The sequence below is a fragment of the Comamonas sp. MYb69 genome, from assembly GCF_037479315.1.
Taxonomy (GTDB): Bacteria; Pseudomonadota; Gammaproteobacteria; order Burkholderiales; family Burkholderiaceae_C; genus Comamonas.
In genome coordinates this window covers 35,236-60,585 of record NZ_JBBGZG010000002.1, presented here as the reverse complement: position 1 = coordinate 60,585, position 25,350 = coordinate 35,236, and the positions used below count along the sequence as shown (strand labels likewise).

The following is a 25,350-nucleotide window of genomic DNA, read 5'->3' as shown; positions in this document are numbered from 1 at the left end:
ATGGTGGCCGTCCGCCAGCCTGGAGAGGCTCCAGGAAAGTGACGGGCTGCACGCCAAACCCCATAGCATGCCAGTTTTTTGCCCCGGTGGCGCCAAGCGGGCTGCATTGCCAGGATGGCAAGTCAACCACCTGCAGAGGCAAACCGCCGCCGCAGGCCGCCGGTTTACGGGTTTTTCCTAGTGCACCGTGGCGCGCTGGGTCGCCAAAAAGTCGAGCAGCAGGCCTTCAAAGGCATCGGGGCTCTCCAGCTGGGGCCAGTGGCCAACGCCCTCCAGGCAGGCATGCCGAGCGTCGGGCAGCTGGTCTGCCAGCGCCTGCATACGCTGGGGCGGCATGCAGACATCCTGGCCGCCGCTCACCAGCAGGCAGCGCTGGCTGAGGTGGGGCAGGCGCTCGGCCAGGGTGCTGGGGCCGGCCAGCATCTCCAGCATACGGCCATAGGCCAGCGGCTGGATCTGGGTGATCGCATGGCGCGCCAGCTGCAAGCCTTCAGGCAAGGCCTGCTGGCCCGATTGCAGCTGCACCAGCAGCTCGGCAAAGCGCTGCATCTGCACCGCCTCGGTGCTGGCCTGCTGCTGGGACTGGGCCAGCAGTTGCTGGCGCGTCTGCACCCAGTGCTGCTGGCTGTCCGCCTCCAGCGCCGGGCCGCCAGCCACCAGGCTCAGGCTGCGCACGCGGGTGGGGTGGCGCAGGGCCAGCTCGGCGGCCACCATCGCCCCCATGCCGTGACCAACGATATGGGCGCGGCCAATCTTCAGCGCTTCGAGCAGGCCGTCCGCCGTGGCGGCCAGCGCCTTCAGGCTGTAGCCGCCATAGGGCGGCGGGTTGGCATGGTAGCCAGGCATGTCCCAGGCAATCGCGCGGTAGCCCTGGCTGGCGAGCAGCTCCACCTGCGGGGCAAAGCCCAGGTGGTCGGTGTCGGCATCGTGGAGCATCAGCACCGTCGGGCCACTGCCCAGCATGGCAAAGTTGGGAATCAAGGACATAGGTTTGCTTCTCGCCGTGTATTTCCCCCGCAGATGCGGCCCGCCTGCCTTGTTTTCAAGCACCTACGCGCGCAGGGGCCTCGCCCCCTGGCCGATAATGACCGCTATCCATGCTTTTGACGGCATGGCGTCTGCCCCTGCCGTCTGCCTGCCCCGTGAACCGCTCCCTCCCCCCTGAACACCTGCAATCGCCTGTTTCTGCCTCGTTTTCCGAACGCGAGTTTCGCAATGCGCTGGGCCAGTTCGCCACCGGGGTGGCCGTGGTGACGGCACTGGCGCCCGATGGCAACAAGGTCGGCTTGACCATCAGCTCCTTCAATTCCGCATCGCTCACGCCGCCACTGGTGCTGTGGAGCCTGATGAAGACTGCCAGCTCGATGCCGGTGTTCGAGACCGTCAGCCACTATGCGATCAATGTGATGGGCGCGCACCAGAAGGAGCTGGCCCTGCAGTTCAGCCGCAAGGGCATCGACCGCTGGGCGGGCGTGGAGTATGAAGTGGGCGTGACCGGCGTGCCGCTGCTCGCCGGCGCCATTGCCAGCTTTGAGTGCCGCAACGGCCCGCACCATGATGCGGGCGACCATGTGATCCTGGTTGGCGAGGTGGCGCACTGCCAGCATGTGGTGGGCGTGCCGCCGCTGCTCTACCACGGTGGCAATTTCTACACCGAGCAGCTGATCTAAGCCGCCCGCGCTACAGATAACAAAAAACGACCCGAGGGTCGTTTTTTGCTGGGCTGGGGGCGCTGCTTACTTCTCGACGAAGGCGCGTTCCACCACAAAGTCGCCCGGCGTCGAGGTATTGCCTTCCTTGAAGCCCTTGGCTTCGAGCAGTTCCTTGAGCTCAGCGAGCATTGCGGGGCTGCCGCAGAGCATCACGCGGTCGGTGTCCGGGTTCAGTTCGGGCAGGCCGATGTTCTGCGGGAAGGTGCCGGCAGTGATCTGGTTGGAGATACGGCCCTGGTTGCGGAAAGGCTCGCGCGTCACCGTCGGGTAGTACACCAGCTTGTCCTTGACGATTTCGCCGAGGAACTCGTGGTTGGGCAACTCTTCTTCGAGCAGCTGCTGGTAGGCCAGTTCCTGGACCTGGCGCACGCCGTGCACCACAACGACCTTTTCGAAGTGGTCATAGGTCTCGGGGTCGCGCGCTACCGACAGCCAGGGCGCCAGGCCCGTGCCCGTGCCGATCAGGTACAGGTTCTTGCCCGGCAGCAGGTAATCGACCAGCAAGGTGCCCGTGGGCTTTTTGCCGACGATGATGGTGTCACCCACCTGGATGTGCTGGAGCTTGCTGGTCAGCGGGCCGTCATCGACCTTGATCGACAGGAACTCCAGGTGCTCCTCGTAGTTGGGGCTGGCGATGGAATAGGCGCGCAGCAGGTTCTTGCCATCGACCTTCAGGCCAATCATCGTGAAGTGGCCGCTGGAAAAACGCAGCGCGGGATCACGGGTGGTCGTGAAGGAGAACAAACGATCGGTCCAGTGGTGAACAGACAGGACACGTTCTTCGAGAAAGGCGCTCATAGCAGTGCAGTAGTCAGTTGGTCTTGTGTATATCTATAAACGCTATTGTTCACTATTCATACAACTTAAACGTCATATGGACATATCGGCGCGTTGTGAGCGGGGTTTTTCGCTGAATCCATGCCTATTTTCGACCTGGCCGAATAACGTTGATCGTCTAGAAGTTATCCAGGATGTTGGAGATCGAGGTCGCCGCCAGCAGCACATGGGGCAGCAGCTCGGCCTCGGCCTTGGCCGTGCCCCAGCGGGTGGAGGGGGCCGAGATGGTGATCGCGCCAATGGGCACACCGCCCCGGCCGGTGATGGCCGCAGCCACCGAGATATCGCCCACCACGGTTTGGTTCTGCACAATCGCATAGCCGTCGCGCTCGGCGTCTTCGATGCAGCGCAGCAGCTCCTCGGGGTCGGTCATGGTCTGCGCGGTGATCTTGACCAGCGGGGTCGACTCGATCAGGCGCAGGCGCTCGTCCATCGGCAGCTTGGCCATCATGGCGCGGCCCGAGGCGGTATAGGCCGCAGGCAGGCGCGAGCCCACGGCAAAGTCCGAGTTGTAGATGTAGCGGCCCGGCACCTTGGCGATAAAGACCACCTCGTTGCCATCCATCTCCTGCAGGTTCGAGGTCTCGCCCAGGGTGTGGGTCATCTCGATCAGGTAGGGGTAGGCACGCTCGACGATGCGTTGCGAGCGCAGGTAGTTGTAGGACAGGCGCAGCACCTCGGGCGCGAGCGTGTAGAGGTTGGAGCCGGGCAGGCGCCGGATATAGCGCAGCTTCTCCAGGGTGAAGATGATGCGCTGGGTGGCACTGCGGTCGAGCTGGGCGGCGCGGGCAATCTCGGCGAGCGACATCTCGCGGTGGGTGTCGCGAAAGGCCTCCAGCACCTGGAAGGCCTTGGCCAGCGAGCCGACAAACAATGAGGATTCACGGGCGGTGGGTTCAACGCTTGCTACGGGCTCGGCAATGCTGTGTGTGGTTTTAGGCATCGTAAAAAGCGGCTGTCTCGGGTCACTGTCTAGTATTTTTGCAGAAAGGTCGCGTCCAGGCTGGTGGCCTGTGGGGCGCCCAGCAATCGGAGGGTGGTCTCCAGCTCGGCGCGCAGTATCTCCAGAACCTCGGCCACGCCCTGGGGCCCGCGCGAGGCCAGCCCGTACAGAGGCGCGCGCCCCAGCAGAACGGCATCGGCCCCCAGCGCCCGGGCTTTGGCGATGTCACTGCCGCGGCGCACCCCGCCATCGACAAAGATATGCATCTTGCCATGAACGGCGTCGGCAATCTGCGGCAATTGCGCCATCGGTGCGGGTGCGCACTCCAGCTGGCGCCCGCCGTGGTTGCTGACCACGATGCCATCGGCGCCGGCCTGCAGCGCACGCTGGGCATCGCCCGCGCTCAGCAGGCCCTTGACGATGACCGGGCCCTGCCAGTGGCGGCGCACCCAGGCCAGGTCTTCCCAGCGCAGGGCCATGTCCATCTCACGGCTCATCGCGGCGGCCTGCTTCTGGATATTGCTCTCTACCCCGGCGCTGCGCGCCAGGTTGACCAGCTGCGGTGAGCCGCCCTGGCGCAGCATGCGCAGGCACCAGCGCGGGTGGCTGAGCAGGTCGGCCAGCAGCCGGGGCGTCCAGGGCACGGGCATGCGAAAGCCGTTGCGCACATCGTGGTCGCGCTTGCCATGCACCATGGTGTCCACCGTCAGCATCAGCGCGCTGAAGCCCGCCGCCTGCGCGCGCGCCATCATGCTCTGCGCAATGCGCCGGTCCTTTTGCACATAGAGCTGCAGCCACAGATCGCCCGGGCTGGCGGCGCGCACATCTTCCAACAGCGACGTGGACGCGGTCGACATCACAAAGGGCAGGCCGGCGGCATGCGCTGCGCGGGCCAGCACCTGCTCAGCCTGCGGCCAGTACAGGCCGTTGAGCCCGGTCGGGCCCACAAAAGCGGGCATCGCCTGCTTGCGGCCAAACAGCTCGATGCTGGTATCCACCTGGCTGACATCGACCATGGTGCGCGGCAAGAAGGTGACATCGCCCCAGGAGGCGAGGTTGCGGGCCATGCTGCGGCCGTCTTCGGCGCCGCCTTCGAGGTAGTCAAAGGCAAAGCGGGACAGGCGCCGGCGGGCCAGCGCGCGGTAGTCTTTGATGGCGGGCAGCATGGCGGATGCTCGCTCAGGCCAGCTGGCGCTCGGCCTGCAGGCGGGTCGCCAGCGCCTGGCGCAGGCGGGCGGACAAATCGGGGTTGCAGTCGACCAGCGGGGCCAGCAGGTGCGGGGCCTGCACGCCCACCAGGTCCCAGACCGACTTCATCGGGCCGGGGTTGGTCTCGGCAAAGGCCAGGTCCAACAGGCCAATCAACTCCTGGTGCAGGGCCAGCGCTTCTTCGGTCTTGCCGCTGGTCAGCAGTTCGTACATGCGGGTCCAGGTCTTGGGCAGCAGGTTGGCCGTCACGATGATGCCGCCCTGGGCGCCGCAGAGCATCTGCGCGGGGAAGATGGTGTCCTCGCCGCTCAGCACCGCAAAGCTGGCATCTACGCCCTGGACCACCTTGAGGAAGTGGTACATGTCGGTGTTGCAGGCCTTCATGCCGATGATGTTTTCGTGGCGCGACAGTTCATGCAGCACTTCGGGCGCAATCGAGATGCGGGTGCGGTAAGGGATCTCGTAGATCACCACCGGCAGCGGCGACGCATCGGCATAGCGCATGAAGTAGTCGCGGATGCCTTGCTGCGATGGCGTGGTGTAGTAGGGCGTCAGCAGCATCAGCGCATCCGCGCCGGCATCGGCCAGCGCCTGGCCCGAGGCGATCGCGTCGTGGTAGCCGGGGTCGAGCACGCCGGCCAGCACCGGCAGGTCGGCGGACTGGTGCTCGCGCACCGTGGCAACCATGCGGGCCCGCTCGGCGCGGGACAGCGCGCCGTACTCGCCGGTACCGCCCAGTGGCACGGTGCCGCTGATGCCGCTGCCTTGCAGGTGGGCGAGCAGCGCGCGCACGGCCTGGGTGTCGATCTGGCCGTCGGCGGTCACGGGCGTGGCCAGTGCCGGGAAGATGCCGCGGAGTTGCTCAGAGGTGATACGTGTAGTCATGGTTCATCAATTCAAAGAAGCGGCGGAGCGGCGACGCAGCCAGTCCGCACAGGTGATCAAAATGCCAATGAAGGCGAACAGGCAGGTCGAGACGGCGGCGATCACCGGCGAGATCTGCAGGGTCACTTCATCCCAGAACTGCTTGGGCAGGGTGGAGCTCAGGCCCCCGGAGGCAAACAGCGAGATGGTCAGCTCGTCAAACGAGGTGGCAAAGGCAAACAGGAAGGACGATGTCAGGCCGGCGGCAATGATCGGGAAGGTCACGTAGCGCAAGGTCTGCCAGGGGCGTGCGCCCAGGCTCTGGGCGGCCATGTCCAGGCGCGTGTCGTAGTTGCGCAGCACGGCCATCATGGTCATCACCACATAGGGGATGGCGATGACGGTATGCCCCAGCACCAGACCCAGCGAGGTGCCCACCAGGCCCACCTTGGAGAAGAAATAGAACATGCCCACGGCAATGATCATGCGCGGGATGATCAGCGGCGACAGCACAAAGGCCAGCAGCAAGGCCTTGCCGCGCATCTGGCCGCGCACCAGCAAGAAGGCCACCGGCGTGCCCACGGCCATAGCCGCCAGCGCGGCAAAGAAGCCCACGACAAAGCTGCGCACCGTGGCATTGATCCACAGCGGCGAGGCCAGCATGTCCTGGTAGTGCTGCAGGGTAAAGCCCTGGGGCGGCCAGTTCAGGCCCGACTTGTCGGCAAAAGAGATCGGGATCATCAGCAGTGCAGGCACGCTCAGGAACACCAAGAGGGCCACCACACTGGCGCGCAGCACGAAGGAATCCCCTTGCTGCAGATCGCGTTTGCGCGAGCGCGGCACCAGCGCGATCAGCCGGTCGCTGATGCTGCCGAGCAAGCCCAGCACCATCTCGGATAGCTGGCGCATGAAGCCGCTGCTGTGGTTGCTCTTGTCCGACTGCGCGCCCGTCATGGTCGACAGGCCCAGCACCTTGTCATAGACCGCAAACACGATCAGCACGACGACCAGCAGCAGCACCGAGATGGCGCCGGCAAAGCCCCAGTTCATCACCTGCATCACCTGTTCGATGATCAACTGGGTGATCATGGTCTCCTTGCGGCCGCCCAGCAGCTGGGGCACGATGAAAAAGCCCACGGCGGTGACAAAGACCATGATCGCGCCCGCTGCCACGCCGGGCATGGACAGCGGAAAGTAGACGCGCCAGAACGCCGTTCCCGGGCGCGCACCCAGCGTGAGCGCGGCGCGCGGCAGGTTGCGGTCGATGTTCTCCATCACCGAGAGCATGGTCAGCACGGCCAGCGGCATCAGCGCATGGACCATGCCCACGAGCACGGCGCCAAAGCTGTAGAGCATGTTCGACGGCGCATCCTGCAGGCCCAGCGCCAGCAGCAGCTGGTTGGCCAGGCCATTGCGGCCCAGCACGACGATCCAGGCAAAGGCGCGCACCAGAAAGCTGGTCCAGAACGACAGCAGAATCCAGAACACCCAGCGGCTTTTCTTGTCCTTTTGCAGCGACGAGACCAGGTAGGCAATCGGGTAGCCGCCGACGATGGACAAGAGCGCCGTGACCAGCGAGATCTTCAAGGTGATCCACATGGTGTCCAGATACACCGAGGAGCTGAACAGCTGGCTGTAGTTGTTCCACTTGAAGCTGCCATCGCTGTAGATGCTCAGCAGCAGCAACTGGCCCACCGGGTAGACCAGCAGCACCAGAAACAGCATGACCAGCGGTGCGGCCATCATCAGTGGCCTCACCCAGGCGGCACGGGGGGTGGCGGCGCTGTTCATGCGGGCTCCGGGACGGCCACGGCGTCGCTGCTGGACCAGCCAAAGTCCAAGGTGCTGCCCAGCGCGTGGTCATGCTTGGCGATGGAGGTCGGGAAGGACAGCACCACCGGCTCGCTGCTGAGCGCTGGCGCCTTCAGGTAGAGCTTGGTGAGGCTGCCGGTGATCATCGTATCGAGCAGCTGGCCGCTGAAGCGCTCGCTGGCGCCCTGGGCCGCAGCAGCAGCGGCCATGTTCTGCGGGCGCACCATCACGCAGACCTTGGCGCCGGTGGTGAGTGGCTGGTCGGCCGAGGCCAGCAGCTCGGTGTTGGTGCCGTTCAAGGCCACACGGGCCTGGCCGCCCTGGCTGGACACCACCGTGCCCTTGAACAGATTGCTCTCGCCCAGAAAATCGGCCACAAACGGCGTGCGCGGGCGGAAGTACAGGTCTGCGGGCGAGCCCAGCTGCTCGATGCGGCCGCCGTTCATCAGGCAGATGCGGTCCGACATGGTCATCGCCTCTTCCTGGTCGTGGGTCACATAGACGATGGTGGTGCCGGCTTCGCGGTGGATGCGCTTGATCTCCAGCTGCATGTGTTCGCGCAGCTTCTTGTCCAGTGCGCCCAGGGGCTCATCCATCAGCACGATCGAGGGCTTGTAGACCAGGCAGCGCGCCAGCGCAATGCGCTGCTGCTGTCCACCCGACAACTCTTTGGGAAAGCGCTGCGCCACATGGGGCAGGTGCACCAGCTCCAGCGCCTCCATGGCGCGCTTCATCGCAGTGGCGCGGTCTAGCTTGCGCATCTTCAGCGGAAAGGCGATGTTCTCGGCAATCGTCATGTGCGGGAACAGCGCATAGTTCTGGAACACCATGCCGATGTCGCGCTCATAGGGCGCGCCATAGGTCACATCCTTGCCATTGATCAGCAGCTGGCCGCCATCGGGCACGGACAGGCCGGCGATCATGCTCAGCAAGGTGGTCTTGCCCGAGCCCGAAGGGCCCAGCAAGGTCAGGAACTCGCCTTCGGGCACTTCCAGGTTGGTGGGGTGCAGCGCGACAAAGGAGCCGTAGCGCTTGGTCAGGCCCGCAATCGACAGTTTTATATTCTTCATTTCAATCTTCTCCATTGCACCGGGGTGCAACGAATGAACCAACGGAGGCTCTGCAAAACCCTCGTCCGGGGCAGGGAGCTTTGCAGAGACTCCCACATGCCTGCAGCGGCGTGCCGCTGCAGGCTTCGTCATCGCTGGCGGGCAGCGTTTACTTGAGCACCCAGCCGTTGAACTTCTCGATCACCGCAGCCTGGTTGGCCACCCAGTACTTGGCATCGATCTGCACGCCGTTCTTGATGTTGTCGGGATAGGTGGGCGATTCCTTGGCCAGCTCGGGCTTGATGAACTTGAAGGCTTCTGGCTGGGTGACGCCGGCGGCAAAGTACTGGGTCAGCGAGGCCATGCGCTGGGGCTCGGACGCGAACTTGATGAACTCGCGGCAGGCGTCGGCATTGGGCGTGCCCGCCAGGATGGACCAGCTGTCCACGCCCCAGATGTTCTGGTTCCAGACGATGCCGATCTTGGCGCCATCGGCATTGGCCGATTGCGGGCGCGACACCCAGGTGGCGATCATGTCGACTTCGCCGGACTTGAGCATCTGCTCGACCTGGGCGCCGGAGTTCCACCAGACATCGATCTTGGGCTTGATCTCATCGAGGGCCTTGAAGGCGCGGTCCAGATCCAGCGGGTACAGCTGCGCAGCAGACACGCCCGAGGCCATCGCGGCCTGCTCCAGCGTGTCGAACGGGTGCTTGCGGATGCCACGGCGGCCGGGGAAGTCCTTGACGTTCCAGAAATCGGCCCAGGATTTGGGTGCGGCGCGGCCCTTGAAGGCCTCTTCGCGGTAGGCCAGCACGGTGCTGTAGACATTGGTGCCCACGCCGTAGGGCGACATGTACTGCGCCGGGATGGTCTTGACGAAGGGGTCGTTTTCCAGGCCGTGCTTTTCCAGCAGCACCTTGCCGCCTTCGGTCAGCAGCAGAATGGCGGGCTGGCTGATCTTGGCCATGTCCCAGGTGTAGTTCTTGGTCTCGACCATGCTGCGGATCTGCGCCACAGGCTCGGCCGTTGCCTGTACCCCCACCACTTCGATGCCGGTCTTCTGCGTGAAAGGCTTGTAGTACACCGCGCCGTAGGCCTTGGTGTAGATGCCGCCGTCATCACGCACCACGATACGCTTGGACGTGGCACGGGCATAACGCAGTACGGCAGGTGCAGCAATCAGGCCTGCGCCAGCCACGGCCGCCTTCAGTGCGGTGCGACGGGAGGTAGTGATCTCAGTCATAAAGTGTCCTTTCGAAGGAAGAGGCAGGGGAAGTCAAGGGAGGGGAGGGATCAGGGGGCGGGCGGCAGCAGGCGCCCGGGGTTGAAGCGCTGCTGCGGATCGATGGCGCGCTTGATGGCCTGCATCAGGTCGAGCTCGACGGCGGGCTTGAACAGCGCCATCTCGTCGGTCAGCACCTGGCCGATGCCATGCTCGGCGCTGAAGGTGCCTGCCAGCGCGCAGGCCACTTCGTTGACGGCCTGCTTGACGCGGTGCGAGAGCTGGTCCTGCTCAGCGGGCGAGAGCGCCTGCCACTGCGCAAACTGCAGCTGCGGGATGAAGTGCACATTGCCGTCGCCCAGGTGGGCCACGATGATGATGGGCGCGCCCGGCACAATGCCGTGCGCCGCAGCCGTTGCCTGGCTGATGAAGGCCGGGATGGCCGACAGCGGCACGGCCGGGTCGGTGTTGATGCCGATGCCGGCCTTCTTGTTGCCTTCGGAGACGCTGTGGCGCACCTCCCACCAGTCGGCCTGTTGCTTGCCGTTGGTGGCGATGGCCGCATCCAGCAGCAGGCCCTCTTCGGCAGCAGCCGACAGCGTCTCTTCGAGCGCAGCGGACAGCAGCGCCTCGTCGCAGGTGTCGGTCAGCTCCACCAGCACATGCCAGGGGTAGCTGGGGCTGAGCGGCGCGCGCCGGTCGGCCACATGGTTCAGCACAATGTTCAGCTGCACATCGTTGAGCATCTCAAAGGCCGACAGCGAGGCGCTGCAGCGGCTCTGGAAACGGGCCAGCATGTCGATCGCCGCCTGGGGCGACTCCACCGCCAGCCAGGCCATCGCCCGCGCCGTGGGCAGCGGGTGGAGCTTGAGCGTGGCGCCGGTGATGATGCCCAGCGTGCCTTCGGAGCCAATGAACAAATGCTTGAGATCAAAGCCGGTGTTGTTCTTGCGCAGGCCGTAGAGCCCTTCCCAGATGCGGCCATCGGGCAGCACCACTTCGAGGCCCAGCACGTTCTCGCGGGTATTGCCATAGCGCAGCACCCCCGTGCCGCCGGCATTGGTCGCAATATTGCCGCCGATCTGGCAGGAGCCTTCGGCGCCCAGGCTCACCGGGTAGAGGCGCCCATGGCTGCGGGCGGTCTCCTGCACGGTCTGCAGCACGCAGCCGGCATCGACCACCATCGAGTTGTTGGCCGGATCGACCGCGCGCACCTGGCGCATGCGGCCCAGGTGGATCACCACGGTCTCGGGCAGATCCGCGCGCGGAATCGCGCCTTCGCAGAGGCTGGTATTGCCGCCCTGGGCCACCACCGGCACCTGCGCTGCATGGCAGAGCCGGACCACCTCCGCCACCTGCGCCGTCGTCGACGGAAACACAACGCACTGGGCCTGGCCCTGGTAGCGTCCGCGCCAGTCGGTCACATGGCCGGCCAGGTCCTCCTTGCTGCGGAGAACTGCGCTATCACCAAGCAACGCGATGAAGGTCTGAATCAATGCCATATGCCCACGGGTCCAAAGTCTGGGAGAGAGGACTCGATGATGGCTAATTCTTAATAAGATTAGTATTAGATGAAATACGAATACATGTGATCGAATGGCAATTAGTCAAAAGATCTGGCTAGGGCGCCGCAGGCAGCAAAACCCATCGCACCAAGCGGTCAAAACCTGATCGGCATCCGCACCGGCAGCCGCGTCCAGATCTGCATGCGGGCAGCCCTTTGCAGTCCCGGGCGTTCACAGCGCGCGGAAGCCGTCACAATAGCGGCCTGACTGTCAGCGCCTGCCTCCGCTGTGGGGCCGGTCTCACCTGGAGACTTTTGCATGCGTATTTCTGCCCGCACCCCTTTGTTGTCCCGCACGGCCAGTGCGCTGCTGCTCGCTGGCCTGGGGGCCTCGGCTGCCCAGGCGGCTGGTGTCATCAAGATCGGTGAGATCAACAGCTACAAGAACCAGCCCGCGTTTTTGGAGCCCTACAAGCGCGGCATGAAGCTGGCGGTGGACGAGGTCAATCGCGCAGGCGGCGTGAACGGCAAGAAGCTCGAGCTGATCACGCGCGACGACAACGCCAACCCGGGCGATACCGTGCGCGTGGCCGAGGAGCTGATCGCGCGCGAAAAGGTCGATGTGCTGGCGGGCGGTTTTCTGTCCAACACCGGCATGGCGCTGACCGACTTTGCCAAGCAGCGCAAGTTCTTCTACCTGGCTACCGAGCCGCTGACGGACAAGATGGTCTGGAGCAATGGCAATGCCTACACCTTCCGCCTGCGCCCCTCCACCTACATGCAGGTGTCGATGCTGGTCGAAGAGGCGCTCAAGCTCAAGAAAAAGCGCTGGGCCCTGGTCTACCCCAACTACGAATACGGCCAGTCGTCGGTCGCCACCTTCAAGGCGCAGATGAAGGCGGCGCAGCCCGATGTGGAGTTTGTCACCGAGCAGGCCACCGTGCTGGGCAAGGTCGATGCCGGCAGCGTGGTGCAGGCGCTGGCCGATGCCAAGCCCGATGCGATCTTCAACGTGCTGTTTGCCACCGACCTGACCAAGTTTGTGCGCGAGGGCAATACGCGCGGCCTGTTCAAGGACCGCGAGGTCGTCAGCGTGCTGAGCGGCGAGCCCGAGTACCTCGACACCTTGAAGGCCGAAACGCCCAATGGCTGGATCGTCACCGGCTACCCGGTGCACAGCCTGAAGACGCCCGAGCACAAGGCCTTTTTTGACGCCTACCAGGCCAAGTACAAGGACTACCCGCGCCAGGGCTCGGTCGTTGGCTATGCCGGTATCAAGTCGCTGGCCGAGGGCATCAAGAAGGCCGGCAGCACCGACACCGAGGCGCTGATCAAGGCCTTTGAAGGCCTGCAGGTCGTGTCGCCGTTTGGCCCGATCACCTGGCGCGCGCAGGACCACCAATCGACCATGGGCGCCTATGTGGGCAAGCTCAAGAACGTGGGCGGCAAGGGCGAGCTGGTGGACTATGTCTACCGCGATGGCAAGGACTACTTGCCCAGCGATGAAGAAGTGCGCAAGATGCGCCCGCAATAAGCCGATGGACCGCTGCCTGGCCCCCGCAAGCGCCGCAGGTCGGTGGGCGCGCATGCCCCGCTGGCTGGGGCGCCAGAGCGGCCAGGCATGGCAACAAGCGCAGGGAGGCGCATGAGTTTTTCCGGTCTGCTGGTGCAACTGCTCAATGGCCTGGCCGGCGCCTCGTCGCTGTTCCTGGTGGCCGCCGGGCTGTCGCTGATTTTTGGCGTCTGCCGCATCGTCAACTTTGCGCACGGCTCCTTCTACATGGTGGGCCTGTATGCGGCCTATGCGCTGGCCGAGGCCATGGCACCGCTGGGCGGTGGCTGGGGTTTCTGGCTGTCGCTGCCGCTGTCGGCCATCGCCGTCGGCCTGCTGGGCGGCGTGGTCGAGGTGCTGCTGCTGCGCCGCGTCTACAAGGCGCCCGAGCTGTTTCAGCTGCTCGCCACCTTTGCGCTGGTGCTGGTGATCAAGGATGCGGTGCTGTGGCTGTGCGGGCCCGATGAGCTGCTGGGCCCGCGCGCACCAGGGCTGGGCGGCGCGGTCGATATCCTGGGCCGCGCCTTTCCAAGCTATGACCTGTTTTTGATCGCGGTGGGCCCCCTGGTGCTGGGTGCCACCTGGCTGCTGCTGCACCGCAGCCGCTTTGGCATGCTGGTGCGCGCCGCCACGCAGGACCGCGAAATGGTCGGTGCGCTGGGCGTGCGCCAGGCCTGGCTGTTCACCGCGGTGTTTGCGCTGGGGGCCGCCTTGGCCGGGTTGGGCGGCGCGCTGCAGCTGCCGCGCGAACCGGCGACCCTGGAGCTCGATCTGCAGACCATTGGCTCGGCCTTTGTCGTGGTGGTGGTCGGCGGCATGGGCTCGCTCACCGGCGCCTTTGTCGCGGCGCTGCTGGTGTCGACGGTGAAAGCCTTGTGCATCTGGTTGGGCGTGGTGCAGATCGCCGGTATCGACATCGCGTTTCCGCAGCTCACCTTGGTGGCGGACTTTTTGGTGATGGCCGTGGTGCTGGTGCTGCGCCCCTGGGGCCTGCTGGGCAAGCCGCAGGCCGCGAGCCGCAGCCATGGCCTGCGCGAGCAGCCGCTGCGCGCGCCCCCGCCTGCGTTGAAGGCCGTGGGCGCCGCCGTGCTGCTGGCCTTGCTGGCGCTGCCCTGGGCGGTGGATGCGCAGTCCTACACCCTGGTGCTGATGGTGGACCTGGTCATTGCCGCGTTGTTTGCCACCAGCCTGCATTTTTTGATGGGGCCGGCGGGCCTGCATTCCTTTGGCCATGCGGCCTTTTTTGGCCTGGGGGCTTACGGCGCTGCGCTGCTGCTGAATGCGGCCGGCCTGCCGATGCTGTGGGCGCTGTTGCTGGCGCCGCTGCTGGCGGCCTTGGGCGGCCTGCTGACGGGCTGGTTTGCGGTGCGGCTGACGGGCGTGTATTTCTCGATGCTGACCCTGGCCTTTGCCCAGATCATCTGGGCCACCACCTTCCAGTGGGATTCGGTCACCGGCGGCAGCAATGGCCTCACGGGTGTCTGGCCGGCGGCCTGGCTGGAGGACAAGCGCTGGTTCTACCTGCTGACCCTGCTGCTGGCCACCGCCAGCGTGCTGGCGCTGTGGCGGGTGCTGTATGCGCCGCTGGGCTATGCGCTGCGTGCCAGCCGCGACGCACCGCTGCGCGCCGAGGCCATCGGCATTGCGGTGGCACGGGTGCAGTGGATGGGCTTTGTGTTGGCCGCCTCGGTGGCCGGGCTGGCGGGCGCCTTGTTTGCGTTCTCCAAGGGCAGTATTTCGCCGGAGACCATGTCGGTGGCCAAGTCGGTGGATGGCCTGGTCATGGTGCTGCTGGGTGGTGTGCAGACCTTGGTCGGCCCGATTCTGGGCGCCTTCAGCTTTACCTGGCTGCATGATGCCGTGGCGCGCAACACCGATTACTGGCGTGCCACCTTGGGCGCCGTGATTCTGCTGCTGGTGCTGCTGTTCCCGCAGGGCATTGCCGGTTATGGCAAGCGCTGGTGGCAGTGGCTGCTGCAGCGGCGCGGGGCATAAAAAACCCCGCCAGGGTGCGCGGGGGGAGTGTGTTGGGGTAGGCCTGATCAGCTGTTGCAGGCCTTGCTGCCCTTGGCCGGTTGGATGCCCTTGGCTTTCGCATCGGCCACCGTCATGTACTCGCCTTGCTTGGTGGTGCCGTAGTAGCGGTCACCTTGGCAGTGGTAGATCTTGGAGCTGGTATTGGCCCAGACCTTGCCGGCACCGCCGCCAGGGGCGGGGGTCTTGGCCTTGGCTTTGTCGGCAGCGGCCGCTGGCGCTGCGGCTGCGGGGGCCGCTGGCGCGGCCTTGGCGGCAGGGGCTGGTTTGGCCGCCGGTGCCGTACCCGCTGCCGGTGTTTGGGCAAAAACGGCCGCTGTGCTGCACAGGGCGATACCGCTGATCCAGGCTTTCCAGGTGTTGCGCATAAAACTCTCCTGTCCTTGAGTTGCTGGGATGCCTGGCTTGCTGGGCCATGGCATCTCCATGCTGCGACGGGCGTTTGCAAAAAACAAGCGGGTCAATGCGGATCGGTGTTTTTTATCGCCAATAATTTTGTAATTGCTTGTTTTTATTGATTATTCGCATCAGCATTGACCGTCGGTCGATCCATGTCGGGGTAGAGGCGGCCCAGCGCCTGGTGCAGGCATTCACCCAGCTGCAGCTGCAGCGCCTGCAGATGGGCGGCACGTGCCTCACTGCTCAGGCCCGCGTCGGGCGCCAGGCTGCCCAGCGCTTTCCACTGCTGCTGCCACTGGGTGGCGCGGTGCTGCACGGCGGCCTGCACGGCCTCGCTCCACTGCGCTGGCGCGCTGGGGCTGGTGTAGCGCCCGCGCCCCCGGCCAAAGTGCGAGATCACCAGGTACTTGAGCAGCAGCTGGCCGGTCAAGGCGCTCAGGTATTCGGGCGAGAGGTGAAAGCGCTGGGCCTGCTGGTCAAACATCTTGTTGGCGCTCCAGGCAGCACCGGCAAAGGTGACGGCGCCCACCAAAGCGCCGACCAGCGCGCCTGCGCCCAAGGTCATGCCGCCGGCCACCATATCGGCGCCCAGGCCGGTCGCAGCACCTGCCGTGAGCGCACCCCAGAGGCTGGCCGTCTGCGGGTCCAGCGGTGTGCTGGTTTTCAGGTGGTCCTTGAGCTGCTGCTGGATCTGGCTGGCCGCCTGGCCATCGAGCTGGTGCAGCGCCAGCAGGGCCTGGGTGCTGGCCAGGTCGGCCTGCTGCAGGGATTGGGTCAGGCGCTGCATCGCGGCGGTCTGCTCGGGGCTGAGCTCAGCGCCCTCAGCGCCGCTGCCCCGGATCGCTTGCGCGACCGAGCCGCTGACCTTGTTCCAGGCGCGCTGCCAGAGCTTGTTGTCGCTGGCCTGCACGGTCTCCTGCGCGGTGGCCGCCAGTAGCAGCTGCTCGGCCAGGGCCTGCAGGCTGGCCGCTTCGCGCGCTTGCTGGCGCTGCGCGCGGGTTTGCAAGAGGCGCTGGTAGGCCGGCTGCTTGGCATCGGGCAGCAGCGGCGCGATGGACTGCATCACTTGCTTTTCATGCCACCAGCTGCGTGTGAAGGCATCGAGCACCTGCACCGAGCGCACGGTGCCGGCAAACTCGGCCGTCGCCGCGCGCCAGCGCTGCAGGTCGGCAGCGGTTTGCGCGGCTGTGGTGTCGCTGCCGATCTGGTTGAGCAGCACCAGCACGGGCTTGTCCATCCACTGCAGGATGCGCATCTCGCTGGCCCAGTAACCGGCGTCGGCCGGGTCTTCGGCGGCATTGACCAGGTAGAGCATCACATCGGCATGGTCACGCGCGGCCTGCAAGGCGCGCTGACTCATGTAGAAGGGTTTGTCGCGCCAGCGGTCCCAGACGTTGGACAGAAACCAGCCCAGCGGGTTGCCCTGCTGCTTCAAACGGTTGTAGAGCCGCACCGAATCGCCAAAACCCGGCGTGTCCCAGAGCCAGAGTTCATCGCCCTGTTCGGTGCGCTGCAGCAGGTAGCGCTGCGATTGGCTGGTGACATGGGCGGCGTCCTGCACTTCGCCAATGTCCTCGGCCACCAGGGTGCGGGCCAGCGTGGTCTTGCCGATATTGGTGTGCGACAGCAGGCACCAGGCGATGGTCTGGTCGTTGGCCGCATCCGCTGCCTGCGGCACGGCGGTGGGGAGTGGGGGAGCGTTCGTCATCTCGGTCATCGTGCGGGTCTCGTCAGGCGCCGGTGGTGATCAGCTGGGCGTTGAAGCCGTGCTGCTGGGCAAACTCCTGCCACAGCGCTTCGCGCTCCTGCAGGCGGCGCGGGGCGCCGGCATTGCGCGCGGCAAAGTCGCTGGCCCAGAGCCAGAGCTGGCCGTTGGCGCCAAAGCGGCTGCGCAGCTGGGCCAGCAGCTCGCCATGCACCTCGGCCTCGGGCGTGGCTGACAGGTTGATGAGCGCAATGGCCTGCGCAGCGGGCGCGATATCGACGGCCGGCAGCGCTGCGCCATAGGCGAGGGTCGGCAGCCAGTCGACATGGGCGCCGGCGCCATAGAGGCCGATGGCATGGTGGTCGATCGCCGCGCGGCGCTCGGGCGTCACATCGATGCTGAACGGCAGCAGCACCAGGCGCGTGGCCAGGCCGCCAAAGTCGCGCTGCAGGCGGGCAAAGTAGGCCTGGTTCAGCGGCAGCTGCAGGTGCTGGCGGCGCCAGCGCGCGCGCAGCCCCTGCCACAGGGCCAGCAGCAGACGCGGCACCACCACGGTGGCGCCCAGCAAGGCGGTATAGGCCCAGACCCAGCGCTCCCCAACATAGGACACGGGCGCGCTCAGCACACCCGGCTGCGGCGCCTGGGCTGCTGCCGATGGGTACTGCGCCGGCATGCTGCTGGTCACCCAGCCTTGCAGCGCCTGGATGTCGGCCAGGCTCCAGGGCGTCGTCCACTGCAGCCATTGGGTGGGGGCGAACAGGATGTTGAGCCAGTGCTGCACCTGCGGGGCCGACAGGAAGGTGCTCTCCCAGCCGACCTGGTATTCCTTGGTGAGGCCCGTGAGCCAGAGCGAGGCCAGTGCGCCCACCGCCACCAGGGCCGCACCCAGGTGCAGCCACTGCAGCAGCTGGGCGTTGCGCACCCCTTCGCTGGCCTGCCACCAATTGCGCTCAAAGCGCAGCGCCATCTTGCGCAGGCCGCTGCCGCGCAGCGCAGGCATGGCCTTGCCGCGCAGGCGGGCCAGCCAGCCGGGCTGCTCGTCGGCGGTGGCGCTGGCGGTGTCTGCACTGCCCGCAGTCTGTTGCGCAGGCTCCCAGGGCGCCACGTGCGCTGGCTGGCGCCGTGCCAGGCGCAGCAGACTGCGCACCAGCAGCACCGCATACATCAGCAGGTTCCACAGCACGATGCCCATCAGCGACAGCGACAGCAGATCGACCCGGTGCGGGTCGGTAATGCGGTGGCTGGCAAAGCCAAAACACAGCGCCAGCAGGCCGATGGCCAGCGGTGCCCAGCGCGCCAGGCCCGGGGCATGCTGCCACAGCTGGCGCACATCAGCGGGCAGCTGGCTGGCCTGGATGATGCGCTTGGCGCGCAGCTGCAGAAACTGGGCAAAGGCGGCCTGGCCGGCCTTGCCACCCAGCGCGGGCTTGCCCAAGGTGTGCAGCACCTCCTGCGTGATGGCCTCGCAGCGCGCAGCGCTGGGCAGGGCCTCATGGGGCGGTGAGGTTTCGATGGCATGGGCCAGGGCGATATCACGAACGGCGTCAGCTTTCATGGCAGCTATTGTGGCATCGGGAAAACCTGCAAGGTTTTGCCCGGAGTGCTGTGGTATCAACAAGGCTTTGCCATCACAGAGTTAAAGCAGCCTATGACAACAATGATGAACTTTGCTGAGATGCCCGATGCCAACGGTTTCTTTGGTGACTATGGCGGCCAGCTGGTGCCCCCGCATCTGAAAAAGGCGATGGACGATATCGCCGAGGCCTACGAGCAGATCGTGCAGCGCCAGGATTTCCAGGACGAGCTCCAGCAGCTGTTCCAGGACTATGTGGGCCGCCCCAGCCCGATCTTCCATGCCAAGCGACTCTCGGAACAGCTGGGCGGCGCGCAGATCCATTTGAAGCGCGAAGACCTCAACCACACGGGGGCCCACAAGATCAACCACTGCCTGGGCGAGGCACTGCTGGCCAAGTTCATGGGCAAGACCAAGGTGATCGCCGAGACGGGCGCCGGCCAGCATGGCGTGGCCTTGGCGACGGCCTGCGCGCTGGTGGGCATCCCCTGCGAAATCCACATGGGCCAGGTCGATATCGAAAAAGAGCACCCCAACGTCACCAAGATGCGCATCCTGGGCTGCAAGCTGGTGCCGGTGAGCTTTGGCCAGGCGACTCTGAAGGAGGCGGTCGACAGCGCGTTTGAGGAGTACCTCAAGGACCCGACGAACTACCTCTATGCGATTGGCTCGGTGGTGGGACCGCACCCGTTTCCGAAGATGGTGCGCGACTTCCAGTCCATCGTCGGGCGCGAGGCGCGCGAGCAGTTCCAGACCCGCCACGGCAAGCTGCCCGACTATGTGGCGGCCTGCGTGGGCGGGGGCTCCAATGCGATGGGCATCTTCACGGCCTTTCTGTCCGATGCCGGTGTGAAGCTGGTGGGCGTGGAGCCAGCGGGCGAGGGCGTGGACCAGCCGGGCAAGCATGCCGCCACCTTGTCGGTGGGCAAGCCCGGTGCCATCCATGGCATGAAATGCTATGTGCTGGAGAACGCCGATGGCAGCCCTGCGGCCGTGCATTCGATCGCTTCGGGCCTGGACTACCCCGGTGTCGGCCCGCAGCACAGCTACTTGAAGGACCTGGGCCGGGTCGACTACCAGGCCGTGAACGACCAGGCCTGCCTCAACGCCTTTATGACCCTGTCGCGGGTCGAGGGCATCATCCCGGCGCTGGAAAGCGCCCATGCCGTCGCCTGGGCCATGGGCATTGCGCCGCAGCTGGACAAGGGGGTGAACATCCTCGTCAACCTCTCTGGCCGGGGTGACAAGGACGCTGATTATGTGGCCAAGAAGCTGGGGCTCTGAGCGAGTTTTAAGCTAAAAGCAGCCGGAAACGGCCGCCACACAGGGAGCACATGCTCCCTTTTTTGCGTCTGCAGGGCGGCTGGCGCGCCCCCGCGTACTCGGGTAAATACGCTTCTGCTATTTGGATATGTGTATTTAGTATTTGTAGATCGCATACTCAATAGTTCAGAATGCGTTTTTCGCATCAAATACCATGGAACTTCGCCAGCTTGAGGCCTTTGCGGCTGTCATCTCCACCGGCAGCGTGACGGCCGCCGGCCGCATGCTGGGCCGCTCGCAGCCCGCGATCAGCCGCCTGGTGCAGGAGCTGGAGCAGGAGATTGGTTACGCGCTGTTCAGCCGCAATGGCCCGCGGATTACGCCCAATGAGCAAGGCTTTTTGCTGTACGAGGATGTGGCCCATGCGCTGCACAGCCTGCAGCAGATCCGCCAGCGCGCCCGCGAGATTGCAGGCGGCAGCCAGCGCCCGCTGAACCTGCTGGCCACGCCGGCGCTGGCTGCGGGCCTGGTGCCTGCGGCGCTGGCGCGGCTCGAAGGCGCGATGGCGCAAAGCATCTCGCACATCCAGTTGCGCAGCGCCTCGCCCGAGCAGGTGGCGCAGGGCGTGCTGACGGGTGCCGCCCAACTGGGCGTGAGCAGCCTGCCGCTGGAGCACCGAGGCCTGCAGGTGCACTGGATTGGCCGCGCGCCCTGCGTCGCAGTGCTGCCCGAAGCGGACCCACTGGCTGCGCTCGAGGTGGTGCCGCTTTTGGCACTGGCCGAGCGCCGCATCATCACCATGGCCAATCCCTACCGCTTGCGCGGCCGCCTGGATGAGGCCTTTGCCGCCGCCCGCCCGGGTGCGCAGCCGGGCGAGACCCAGTTCATGGAAACCAATGCCTCGGTCAATGCGATGGCCGCCGTGCGCGCGGGCCTGGGCGTATCGGTGCTGGAGCCGGTGACGGCGTTGGGCCTGCCCTTGCAAGGTGTGGTGGTGCGCCCGCTCGATACCGAGATCCCCTTTTTGTTTGGCGTGGTCAGCCAGCAGGCCACGCCCTGCACGCCAGCGATGGATGCGCTGTGCCAGGCCTTGACCGAGGTGGCGCAGGCGCTGCTGCCCGGCTTTGTACTGCATGACGCACGCGCCCACGCCGCGCTGCTGGAAGAAATGCTGCCCGAGGGCCAGCGGCCCGCTACGGGCACACCAGAATTTTGAGAGAACCACGCATGAACGACGAACGCTTACTGCCGCCCCAGGGGCTGGCCGCACTCGAAGCCCGGGTGCGCCAGGACCTGGCCTGGCTGGACCTGCCCGCCAAGGACTGGCTGCCCGAGACCGCACTGGAGGGCGAGCCGGTGCTGCCCGTGGCCATCATCGGCGGCGGCATGTCGGGCCTGGCCGCATGCGCGGCGCTGCGCTTCATGGGCGTGCCGGCCGAGATCTTTGACCAGTCGCCGGCGGGCTTTGAAGGCCCCTGGGCAACGACAGCGCGCATGGAAACGCTGCGCTCGCCCAAGCAGCTCACCGGCCCGGCGCTGGGCAAACCGGCGCTCACTTTCCGCGCCTGGTTCGAGTCGCAGTTCGGCCTGGAGGCCTGGGAGGCGCTCGACAAGATCCCGCGCCTGCAGTGGATGGACTACCTGCGCTGGTACCGCCAGGTGCTGGCGCTGCCGGTGCACAACGGCCACAAGGTGCTGGCCGTGCGCCCGCGCGGCGCCGATGGCGTGGTGCAGCTCGATCTGGAGACGCCCGGCGGCGCACGCAAGGTGCTGGCGCGCCATGTGGTGCTGGCCACCGGCCGCGACGGCCTGGGCGGCGCCTATGTGCCCGAGATGGCGCGCAGCCTGCCGCGCGACCGTTGGGCCCATTCCTCGGACAGCACCGATTACGCCCAGCTGGCCGGCCAGCGCATCGGCGTGGTCGGGGCCGGTGCCTCGGCCATGGACAGCGCCGCCACCGCGCTGGAGAGCGGCGCGGCCAGCGTCGACCTGCTGATCCGCCGCAAGGACATTCCCCGCGTCAACAAGGGCAAGGGCGCCGGCAGCCCGGGTCTGACCCATGGCCACCTGCAGCTGCCCGATGACTGGAAGTGGAAGATCCGCCACTACATCAATGTGCAGCAGGTGCCGCCACCCCGGGGCAGCACCTTGCGCGTCTCGCGCCATGCCAATGCCCGCTTCAACCTGGGCTGCGCGATCGAGCGCATGGAATGGACCGGCGACGAGATCCGCGTGCACACCTCCAAGGGCGTGTTCCACCTGGACTTTGTCGTGTTCTCCACCGGCTTTCGCATCGACTGGAATGCGCGCAGCGAGTTTGCGCCCTTTGCCGCCCATGTGCGCAACTGGGGCGACCGCTACCGCCACCCCGAGGGCGAGGACGACCAGGAGCTCTCCGATTCGCCCGACCTGGGCCCGGCCTTCGAGCTGCAGCAAAAGATTCCCGGCGCCTGCCCGGGGCTGGAGCGCATCCATGCGTTCTCCTACCCGGCCGCGCTGACGCATGGCACGGTGTCCGGCGATATTCCTGCGATCAGCGTGGGCGCCGAGCGCCTGGCCCAGGGCATCAGCAGCCGCTTGTATGCCGAAGATGTGCAGTGGCATTTCGAGAAGCTGCAGGCCTTCAGCGACCCCGAGGTGTTTGGCGATGAGTGGACACCGGCCGAGCCCCCTGGCGAAGCCGCCGCACTGCTGGACAAGGCGGGCGCACCATGATCGGCTGGCTGCTGCGCCGCCTTGCGCAGGCCGTGGTGGTGGTGCTGCTGATGACGGTGATCGTCTTCGTCGGCCTGCATGCCATCGGCAACCCGGTCGATATTTTGATCGGCCAGGACGTGGACCAGGTCGAGCGCGCGCGCATCATCGCCCAGCTGGGCTTTGACCAGCCGCTGTGGCGGCAGTACCTGGGCTTTGTCGGCGGCGCGCTGCAGGGCAACCTGGGCGTGAGCTTTGTCTACAACGTGCCGGCCATCGAGCTGATTTTGCAGCGCCTGCCGGCGACGCTGGAGCTGGCGGTTGCCGCCTTGGTCATCGCCGTGGTGCTGGGCGTGCCGCTGGGTCTGCTGGCCGGCCTCTACCCCGAGAGCTGGTTCTCCAAATCCATCATGGCCGGCAGTATCGTGGGCTTTTCGCTGCCCACCTTCTGGGTCGGCCTGATGCTGATCATGACCTTCAGCGTCTCGCTGGGCATGCTGCCATCGAGCGGGCGCGGCCAGACCGTGGAGTTCCTGGGTGCGCAGTGGTCGTTTCTGACGGCCGATGGCCTCAGGCACATGCTGCTGCCGGCGATCAACCTGTCGCTGTTCAAGATCTCGCTGGTGATCCGTTTGACGCGCGCCGGTGTGCGCGAGGTGCTGCCGCTCGACTATGTGAAGTTTGCCCGCGCCAAGGGCCTGTCACCGCTGCGCGTGGTGGGCCTGCATGTGCTGCGCAATACGATGATTCCGCTGGTCACCGTGCTGGGCCTGGAGCTGGGCTCGACCATCGCCTTTGCGGTGGTGACCGAGAGCATCTTCTCCTGGCCGGGCGCCGGCAAATTGATTCTGGACAGCATCAATGCGCTGGACCGTCCCGTCATCGTCTCCTACCTGGTGGTGGTGGTCTGCCTGTTTGTCACGCTCAATCTGATCGTGGATATCTTGTACAAGGTGCTCGACCCCCGCGTGCGCCTGGAGGGCGCAGCATGAGCGGCACCAATACCCCTGCTAACACCCCTGCCAACGCCCCCGTAGGCACCGCCCCGGCAGCGGCGCTGCGCCAGCCTTCGCCCTGGCGCGCGCATGTGGCCGATTTTCTGGCCTCGCGCCTGGCGCTGTTTGGCCTCGTCGTCGCCGTCGTGCTGATCCTGGCAGCGCTCGTCGCGCCCTGGATCACGCCGCAGAACCCCTATGACCTGCAGCAGCTCGATGTGCTCGATGCGCGCCTGCCGCCGGGCTCGGCCAATGGGCTGGACAGCTTTCACTACCTGCTGGGCACCGATGGCCAGGGGCGCGACCTGTACTCGGCGATTCTCTACGGCCTGCGCATCAGCCTGCTGGTGGGCGTGGGCTCGGCGCTGATTGCCGGTGTGGTGGGCACCTTGCTGGGCCTGCTGGCCGCCTATGCCGGTGGCAAGACGGACACGATCATCATGCGCGTGGTGGACCTGATCCTGTCCTTCCCCTCGATCCTGGTGGCGATGATGATCCTCGCCTACCTGGGCAAGGGCGTGGGCAATGTGGTGCTGACCCTGGTGATCCTGGAATGGGCCTACTACGCCCGCACCGCACGCGGCCAGGCCCTGGTCGAGCGCCGGCGCGAGTATGTCGAGGCGGCGCGCTGCCTGGACATCCCCAACTGGCGCATCATGGTGCGCCACATCCTGCCCAACTGCCTGCCGCCGCTGATCGTGATCGGCACCTTGCAGATCGCCCGCGCGATCACCCTGGAGGCCACCCTGAGCTTTCTGGGCCTGGGCGTGCCGGTCACCGAGCCATCGCTGGGCTTGCTAATCTCCAACGGTTACCAGTTCATGCTCTCGGGCCAGTACTGGATCAGCTTCTACCCCGGCATTGCGCTCTTGGTCACCATCGTGGCGATCAACCTGGTGGGCGACCGCCTGCGCGATGTCCTGAACCCGAGGAACACCCGATGAGCAGCGTGCCCACCTTGCAGGTGCGCAATCTGCGCACCGAGTTTGCGACCCGCGCCGGCACCCTGCGCGCGGTCAATGATGTGTCCTTCACCCTGGAGCGTGGCCGTATCCTGGGCCTGGTCGGCGAGTCCGGCTCGGGCAAGTCCGTCACCGGTTTTTCCATCATGGGCCTGGTCGATGCGCCGGGCCGCGTGACCGGCGGTGAGGTGCTGTTCCAGGGCCGCGACATCACCAAGATCAAGCCGCGCGAGCTGCGCCAGCTGCAGGGCAACCGCATCGCGATGATCTTCCAGGACCCGATGATGACGCTCAACCCCGTGTTGCGCGTGGACACGCAGATGATCGAAGCGGTGCGCGCCCACACCTCCGCCAGCAAGGCCCAGGCACGTGAGCGGGCCCGCGAGACCCTGGCGATGATGGGCATTGCCAGCCCCGACGAGCGCCTGCAGGCCTACCCGCACCAGCTGTCGGGCGGCATGCGCCAGCGCGTGGCCATAGCGACTGCCATGCTGCACCAACCCGATCTGATCATTGCCGACGAGCCCACGACGGCGCTGGATGTGACCATCCAGGCGCAGATCCTGTCCGAGGTGCAAAAGCTCGCGCGCCAGCAGGGCACGGCGCTGATCTGGATCACGCACGACCTGTCGGTGGTGGCCGGTCTGGCCGACGAAGTGGCAGTCATGTATGCCGGCCGCATTGTCGAGCAAGGCGGCGTGGATGCCGTGCTGGACAGCCCGCTGCACCCCTATACCGCTGGCCTCATCGGCAGCCTGCCGGCCAACAACCGGCGCGGCAGCCGCCTGCAGCAGATTCCCGGCATGACGCCCAATATGCTGCAGCTTCCTCCCGGTTGCGCCTTTGCCGCGCGCTGCGCCCGCGCCACTGCCGCCTGCCAGGCCCAGCCCGAGCAGACCGAGCCGCTGCCCGGCCGCCTGGTACGCTGCTTTCACCCGGCGCTGACCGGCAGCGCCCCCAGCGCCGTTAGCACCTCTGGTGCCACCGCGCCGCAAGGCCTGGAGGCCCGCGTATGAAC

At 66.0% G+C, this 25,350-nt stretch carries 21 protein-coding genes; 9 read left to right on the top strand and 12 right to left on the bottom strand.

Annotation, left to right across the window (positions count from 1 at the left end; translation table 11 throughout):
- Positions 1-177: 177 nt before the first annotated feature.
- Positions 178-987, bottom strand: a complete 810-nt coding sequence (locus WH303_RS02460) for an alpha/beta fold hydrolase (protein ID WP_339516732.1) — start codon at positions 985-987, stop codon at positions 178-180.
- A 155-nt stretch (positions 988-1,142) separates the two neighbouring features.
- On the opposite strand from WH303_RS02460, the gene WH303_RS02455 reads away from it, so the two are divergent.
- Entirely contained in the window at positions 1,143-1,670 is a 528-nt protein-coding gene (locus tag WH303_RS02455; RefSeq protein WP_021029037.1) for a flavin reductase family protein, read from the top strand.
- A 66-nt stretch (positions 1,671-1,736) separates the two neighbouring features.
- On the opposite strand, the gene WH303_RS02450 is transcribed toward WH303_RS02455, so the two are convergent.
- The 8 genes from WH303_RS02450 to WH303_RS02415 all read right to left on the bottom strand — a co-directional run bounded on the left by WH303_RS02450 (position 1,737) and on the right by WH303_RS02415 (position 11,153).
- Entirely contained in the window at positions 1,737-2,510 is a 774-nt protein-coding gene (locus WH303_RS02450) for a ferredoxin--NADP reductase (protein ID WP_116927613.1), read from the bottom strand.
- A gap of 157 nt (positions 2,511-2,667) precedes the next feature.
- Entirely contained in the window at positions 2,668-3,492 is an 825-nt protein-coding gene (locus tag WH303_RS02445) for an IclR family transcriptional regulator (protein WP_027011415.1), read from the bottom strand.
- Between the two features lie 29 nt (positions 3,493-3,521).
- On the bottom strand, positions 3,522-4,658 hold the full coding sequence (locus WH303_RS02440; RefSeq protein WP_339516725.1) for an alpha-hydroxy acid oxidase: 1,137 nt from the start codon (positions 4,656-4,658) through the stop codon (positions 3,522-3,524).
- 13 nt (positions 4,659-4,671) lie between these two features.
- Positions 4,672-5,586: a 4-hydroxy-tetrahydrodipicolinate synthase gene (gene dapA, locus WH303_RS02435; protein WP_339516723.1), complete on the bottom strand. Its 915-nt coding sequence runs from the start codon at positions 5,584-5,586 to the stop codon at positions 4,672-4,674.
- Positions 5,587-5,592: 6 nt separating this feature from the next.
- Positions 5,593-7,356 carry an ABC transporter permease subunit gene (locus WH303_RS02430; protein ID WP_339516721.1) on the bottom strand — a complete coding sequence of 588 codons (1,764 nt, stop codon included), beginning with the start codon at positions 7,354-7,356 and terminating at the stop codon, positions 5,593-5,595.
- Entirely contained in the window at positions 7,353-8,447 is a 1,095-nt protein-coding gene (locus WH303_RS02425; RefSeq protein ID WP_339516719.1) for an ABC transporter ATP-binding protein, read from the bottom strand. The genes WH303_RS02430 and WH303_RS02425 overlap by 4 nt, the downstream gene beginning before the upstream one ends.
- 148 nt (positions 8,448-8,595) lie before the next feature.
- On the bottom strand, positions 8,596-9,672 hold the full coding sequence (locus WH303_RS02420) for an ABC transporter substrate-binding protein (protein WP_021029043.1): 1,077 nt from the start codon (positions 9,670-9,672) through the stop codon (positions 8,596-8,598).
- 50 nt (positions 9,673-9,722) lie between these two features.
- Positions 9,723-11,153: an FAD-binding oxidoreductase gene (locus WH303_RS02415; RefSeq protein ID WP_339516715.1), complete on the bottom strand. Its 1,431-nt coding sequence runs from the start codon at positions 11,151-11,153 to the stop codon at positions 9,723-9,725.
- A gap of 321 nt (positions 11,154-11,474) precedes the next feature.
- Here WH303_RS02415 and WH303_RS02410 point away from each other — a divergent pair, with 321 nt between their 5' ends.
- Together WH303_RS02410 and WH303_RS02405 are read left to right on the top strand one after the other, a co-directional pair.
- A complete protein-coding gene (locus WH303_RS02410; RefSeq protein WP_339516713.1) occupies positions 11,475-12,689 on the top strand; it encodes an ABC transporter substrate-binding protein in 1,215 nt (404 codons plus the stop codon).
- A 111-nt stretch (positions 12,690-12,800) separates the two neighbouring features.
- Complete coding sequence (locus WH303_RS02405; protein ID WP_339516711.1) at positions 12,801-14,702, top strand: ABC transporter permease; 1,902 nt, start codon at positions 12,801-12,803, stop codon at positions 14,700-14,702.
- Positions 14,703-14,749: 47 nt separating this feature from the next.
- On the opposite strand, the gene WH303_RS02400 is transcribed toward WH303_RS02405, so the two are convergent.
- From WH303_RS02400 to WH303_RS02390, 3 genes are all read right to left on the bottom strand, one after another.
- On the bottom strand, positions 14,750-15,109 hold the full coding sequence (locus tag WH303_RS02400) for a signal protein (RefSeq protein WP_428175307.1): 360 nt from the start codon (positions 15,107-15,109) through the stop codon (positions 14,750-14,752).
- A gap of 143 nt (positions 15,110-15,252) precedes the next feature.
- Positions 15,253-16,848, bottom strand: a complete 1,596-nt coding sequence (locus tag WH303_RS02395) for a DUF3482 domain-containing protein (protein ID WP_339516709.1) — start codon at positions 16,846-16,848, stop codon at positions 15,253-15,255.
- A 22-nt stretch (positions 16,849-16,870) separates the two neighbouring features.
- On the bottom strand, positions 16,871-18,400 hold the full coding sequence (locus WH303_RS02390; protein WP_339516707.1) for a DUF2868 domain-containing protein: 1,530 nt from the start codon (positions 18,398-18,400) through the stop codon (positions 16,871-16,873).
- Positions 18,401-18,502: 102 nt separating this feature from the next.
- On the opposite strand from WH303_RS02390, the gene trpB reads away from it, so the two are divergent.
- From trpB to WH303_RS02360, 6 genes are all read left to right on the top strand, one after another.
- A complete protein-coding gene (trpB, locus tag WH303_RS02385) occupies positions 18,503-19,702 on the top strand; it encodes a tryptophan synthase subunit beta (protein WP_445228251.1) in 1,200 nt (399 codons plus the stop codon).
- A 193-nt stretch (positions 19,703-19,895) separates the two neighbouring features.
- Positions 19,896-20,897, top strand: a complete 1,002-nt coding sequence (locus WH303_RS02380) for a LysR family transcriptional regulator (RefSeq protein ID WP_339516703.1) — start codon at positions 19,896-19,898, stop codon at positions 20,895-20,897.
- An 11-nt stretch (positions 20,898-20,908) separates the two neighbouring features.
- Positions 20,909-22,396: an NAD(P)/FAD-dependent oxidoreductase gene (locus tag WH303_RS02375; RefSeq protein ID WP_339516701.1), complete on the top strand. Its 1,488-nt coding sequence runs from the start codon at positions 20,909-20,911 to the stop codon at positions 22,394-22,396.
- Positions 22,393-23,367 carry an ABC transporter permease gene (locus tag WH303_RS02370; RefSeq protein ID WP_312988447.1) on the top strand — a complete coding sequence of 325 codons (975 nt, stop codon included), beginning with the start codon at positions 22,393-22,395 and terminating at the stop codon, positions 23,365-23,367. Before WH303_RS02375 ends, WH303_RS02370 begins: the two co-directional genes overlap by 4 nt.
- Entirely contained in the window at positions 23,364-24,314 is a 951-nt protein-coding gene (locus tag WH303_RS02365; protein WP_312988448.1) for an ABC transporter permease, read from the top strand. The genes WH303_RS02370 and WH303_RS02365 overlap by 4 nt, the downstream gene beginning before the upstream one ends.
- The gene (locus tag WH303_RS02360; RefSeq protein WP_339516696.1) at positions 24,311-25,348 is read left to right on the top strand and encodes an ABC transporter ATP-binding protein; all 1,038 of its coding nucleotides are present in this window, start codon (positions 24,311-24,313) and stop codon (positions 25,346-25,348) included. Before WH303_RS02365 ends, WH303_RS02360 begins: the two co-directional genes overlap by 4 nt.
- The last annotated feature ends 2 nt before the right edge of the window (positions 25,349-25,350 follow it).

Coding starts and splice junctions, on each gene's coding strand:
- WH303_RS02415 (WP_339516715.1), bottom strand. CDS start 11,153: ATGGCATTGATTCAGACCTTCATCGCGTTGCTTGGTGATAGCGCAGTT.
- WH303_RS02395 (WP_339516709.1), bottom strand. CDS start 16,848: ATGACGAACGCTCCCCCACTCCCCACCGCCGTGCCGCAGGCAGCGGAT.
- dapA (WP_339516723.1), bottom strand. CDS start 5,586: ATGACTACACGTATCACCTCTGAGCAACTCCGCGGCATCTTCCCGGCA.
- WH303_RS02430 (WP_339516721.1), bottom strand. CDS start 7,356: ATGAACAGCGCCGCCACCCCCCGTGCCGCCTGGGTGAGGCCACTGATG.
- WH303_RS02360 (WP_339516696.1), top strand. CDS start 24,311: ATGAGCAGCGTGCCCACCTTGCAGGTGCGCAATCTGCGCACCGAGTTT.
- WH303_RS02420 (WP_021029043.1), bottom strand. CDS start 9,672: ATGACTGAGATCACTACCTCCCGTCGCACCGCACTGAAGGCGGCCGTG.
- WH303_RS02410 (WP_339516713.1), top strand. CDS start 11,475: ATGCGTATTTCTGCCCGCACCCCTTTGTTGTCCCGCACGGCCAGTGCG.
- WH303_RS02450 (WP_116927613.1), bottom strand. CDS start 2,510: ATGAGCGCCTTTCTCGAAGAACGTGTCCTGTCTGTTCACCACTGGACC.
- WH303_RS02400 (WP_428175307.1), bottom strand. CDS start 15,109: ATGCGCAACACCTGGAAAGCCTGGATCAGCGGTATCGCCCTGTGCAGC.
- WH303_RS02405 (WP_339516711.1), top strand. CDS start 12,801: ATGAGTTTTTCCGGTCTGCTGGTGCAACTGCTCAATGGCCTGGCCGGC.
- WH303_RS02365 (WP_312988448.1), top strand. CDS start 23,364: ATGAGCGGCACCAATACCCCTGCTAACACCCCTGCCAACGCCCCCGTA.
- trpB (WP_445228251.1), top strand. CDS start 18,503: ATGATGAACTTTGCTGAGATGCCCGATGCCAACGGTTTCTTTGGTGAC.
- WH303_RS02375 (WP_339516701.1), top strand. CDS start 20,909: ATGAACGACGAACGCTTACTGCCGCCCCAGGGGCTGGCCGCACTCGAA.
- WH303_RS02390 (WP_339516707.1), bottom strand. CDS start 18,400: ATGAAAGCTGACGCCGTTCGTGATATCGCCCTGGCCCATGCCATCGAA.
- WH303_RS02380 (WP_339516703.1), top strand. CDS start 19,896: ATGGAACTTCGCCAGCTTGAGGCCTTTGCGGCTGTCATCTCCACCGGC.
- WH303_RS02440 (WP_339516725.1), bottom strand. CDS start 4,658: ATGCTGCCCGCCATCAAAGACTACCGCGCGCTGGCCCGCCGGCGCCTG.
- WH303_RS02370 (WP_312988447.1), top strand. CDS start 22,393: ATGATCGGCTGGCTGCTGCGCCGCCTTGCGCAGGCCGTGGTGGTGGTG.
- WH303_RS02425 (WP_339516719.1), bottom strand. CDS start 8,447: ATGAAGAATATAAAACTGTCGATTGCGGGCCTGACCAAGCGCTACGGC.
- WH303_RS02460 (WP_339516732.1), bottom strand. CDS start 987: ATGTCCTTGATTCCCAACTTTGCCATGCTGGGCAGTGGCCCGACGGTG.
- WH303_RS02445 (WP_027011415.1), bottom strand. CDS start 3,492: ATGCCTAAAACCACACACAGCATTGCCGAGCCCGTAGCAAGCGTTGAA.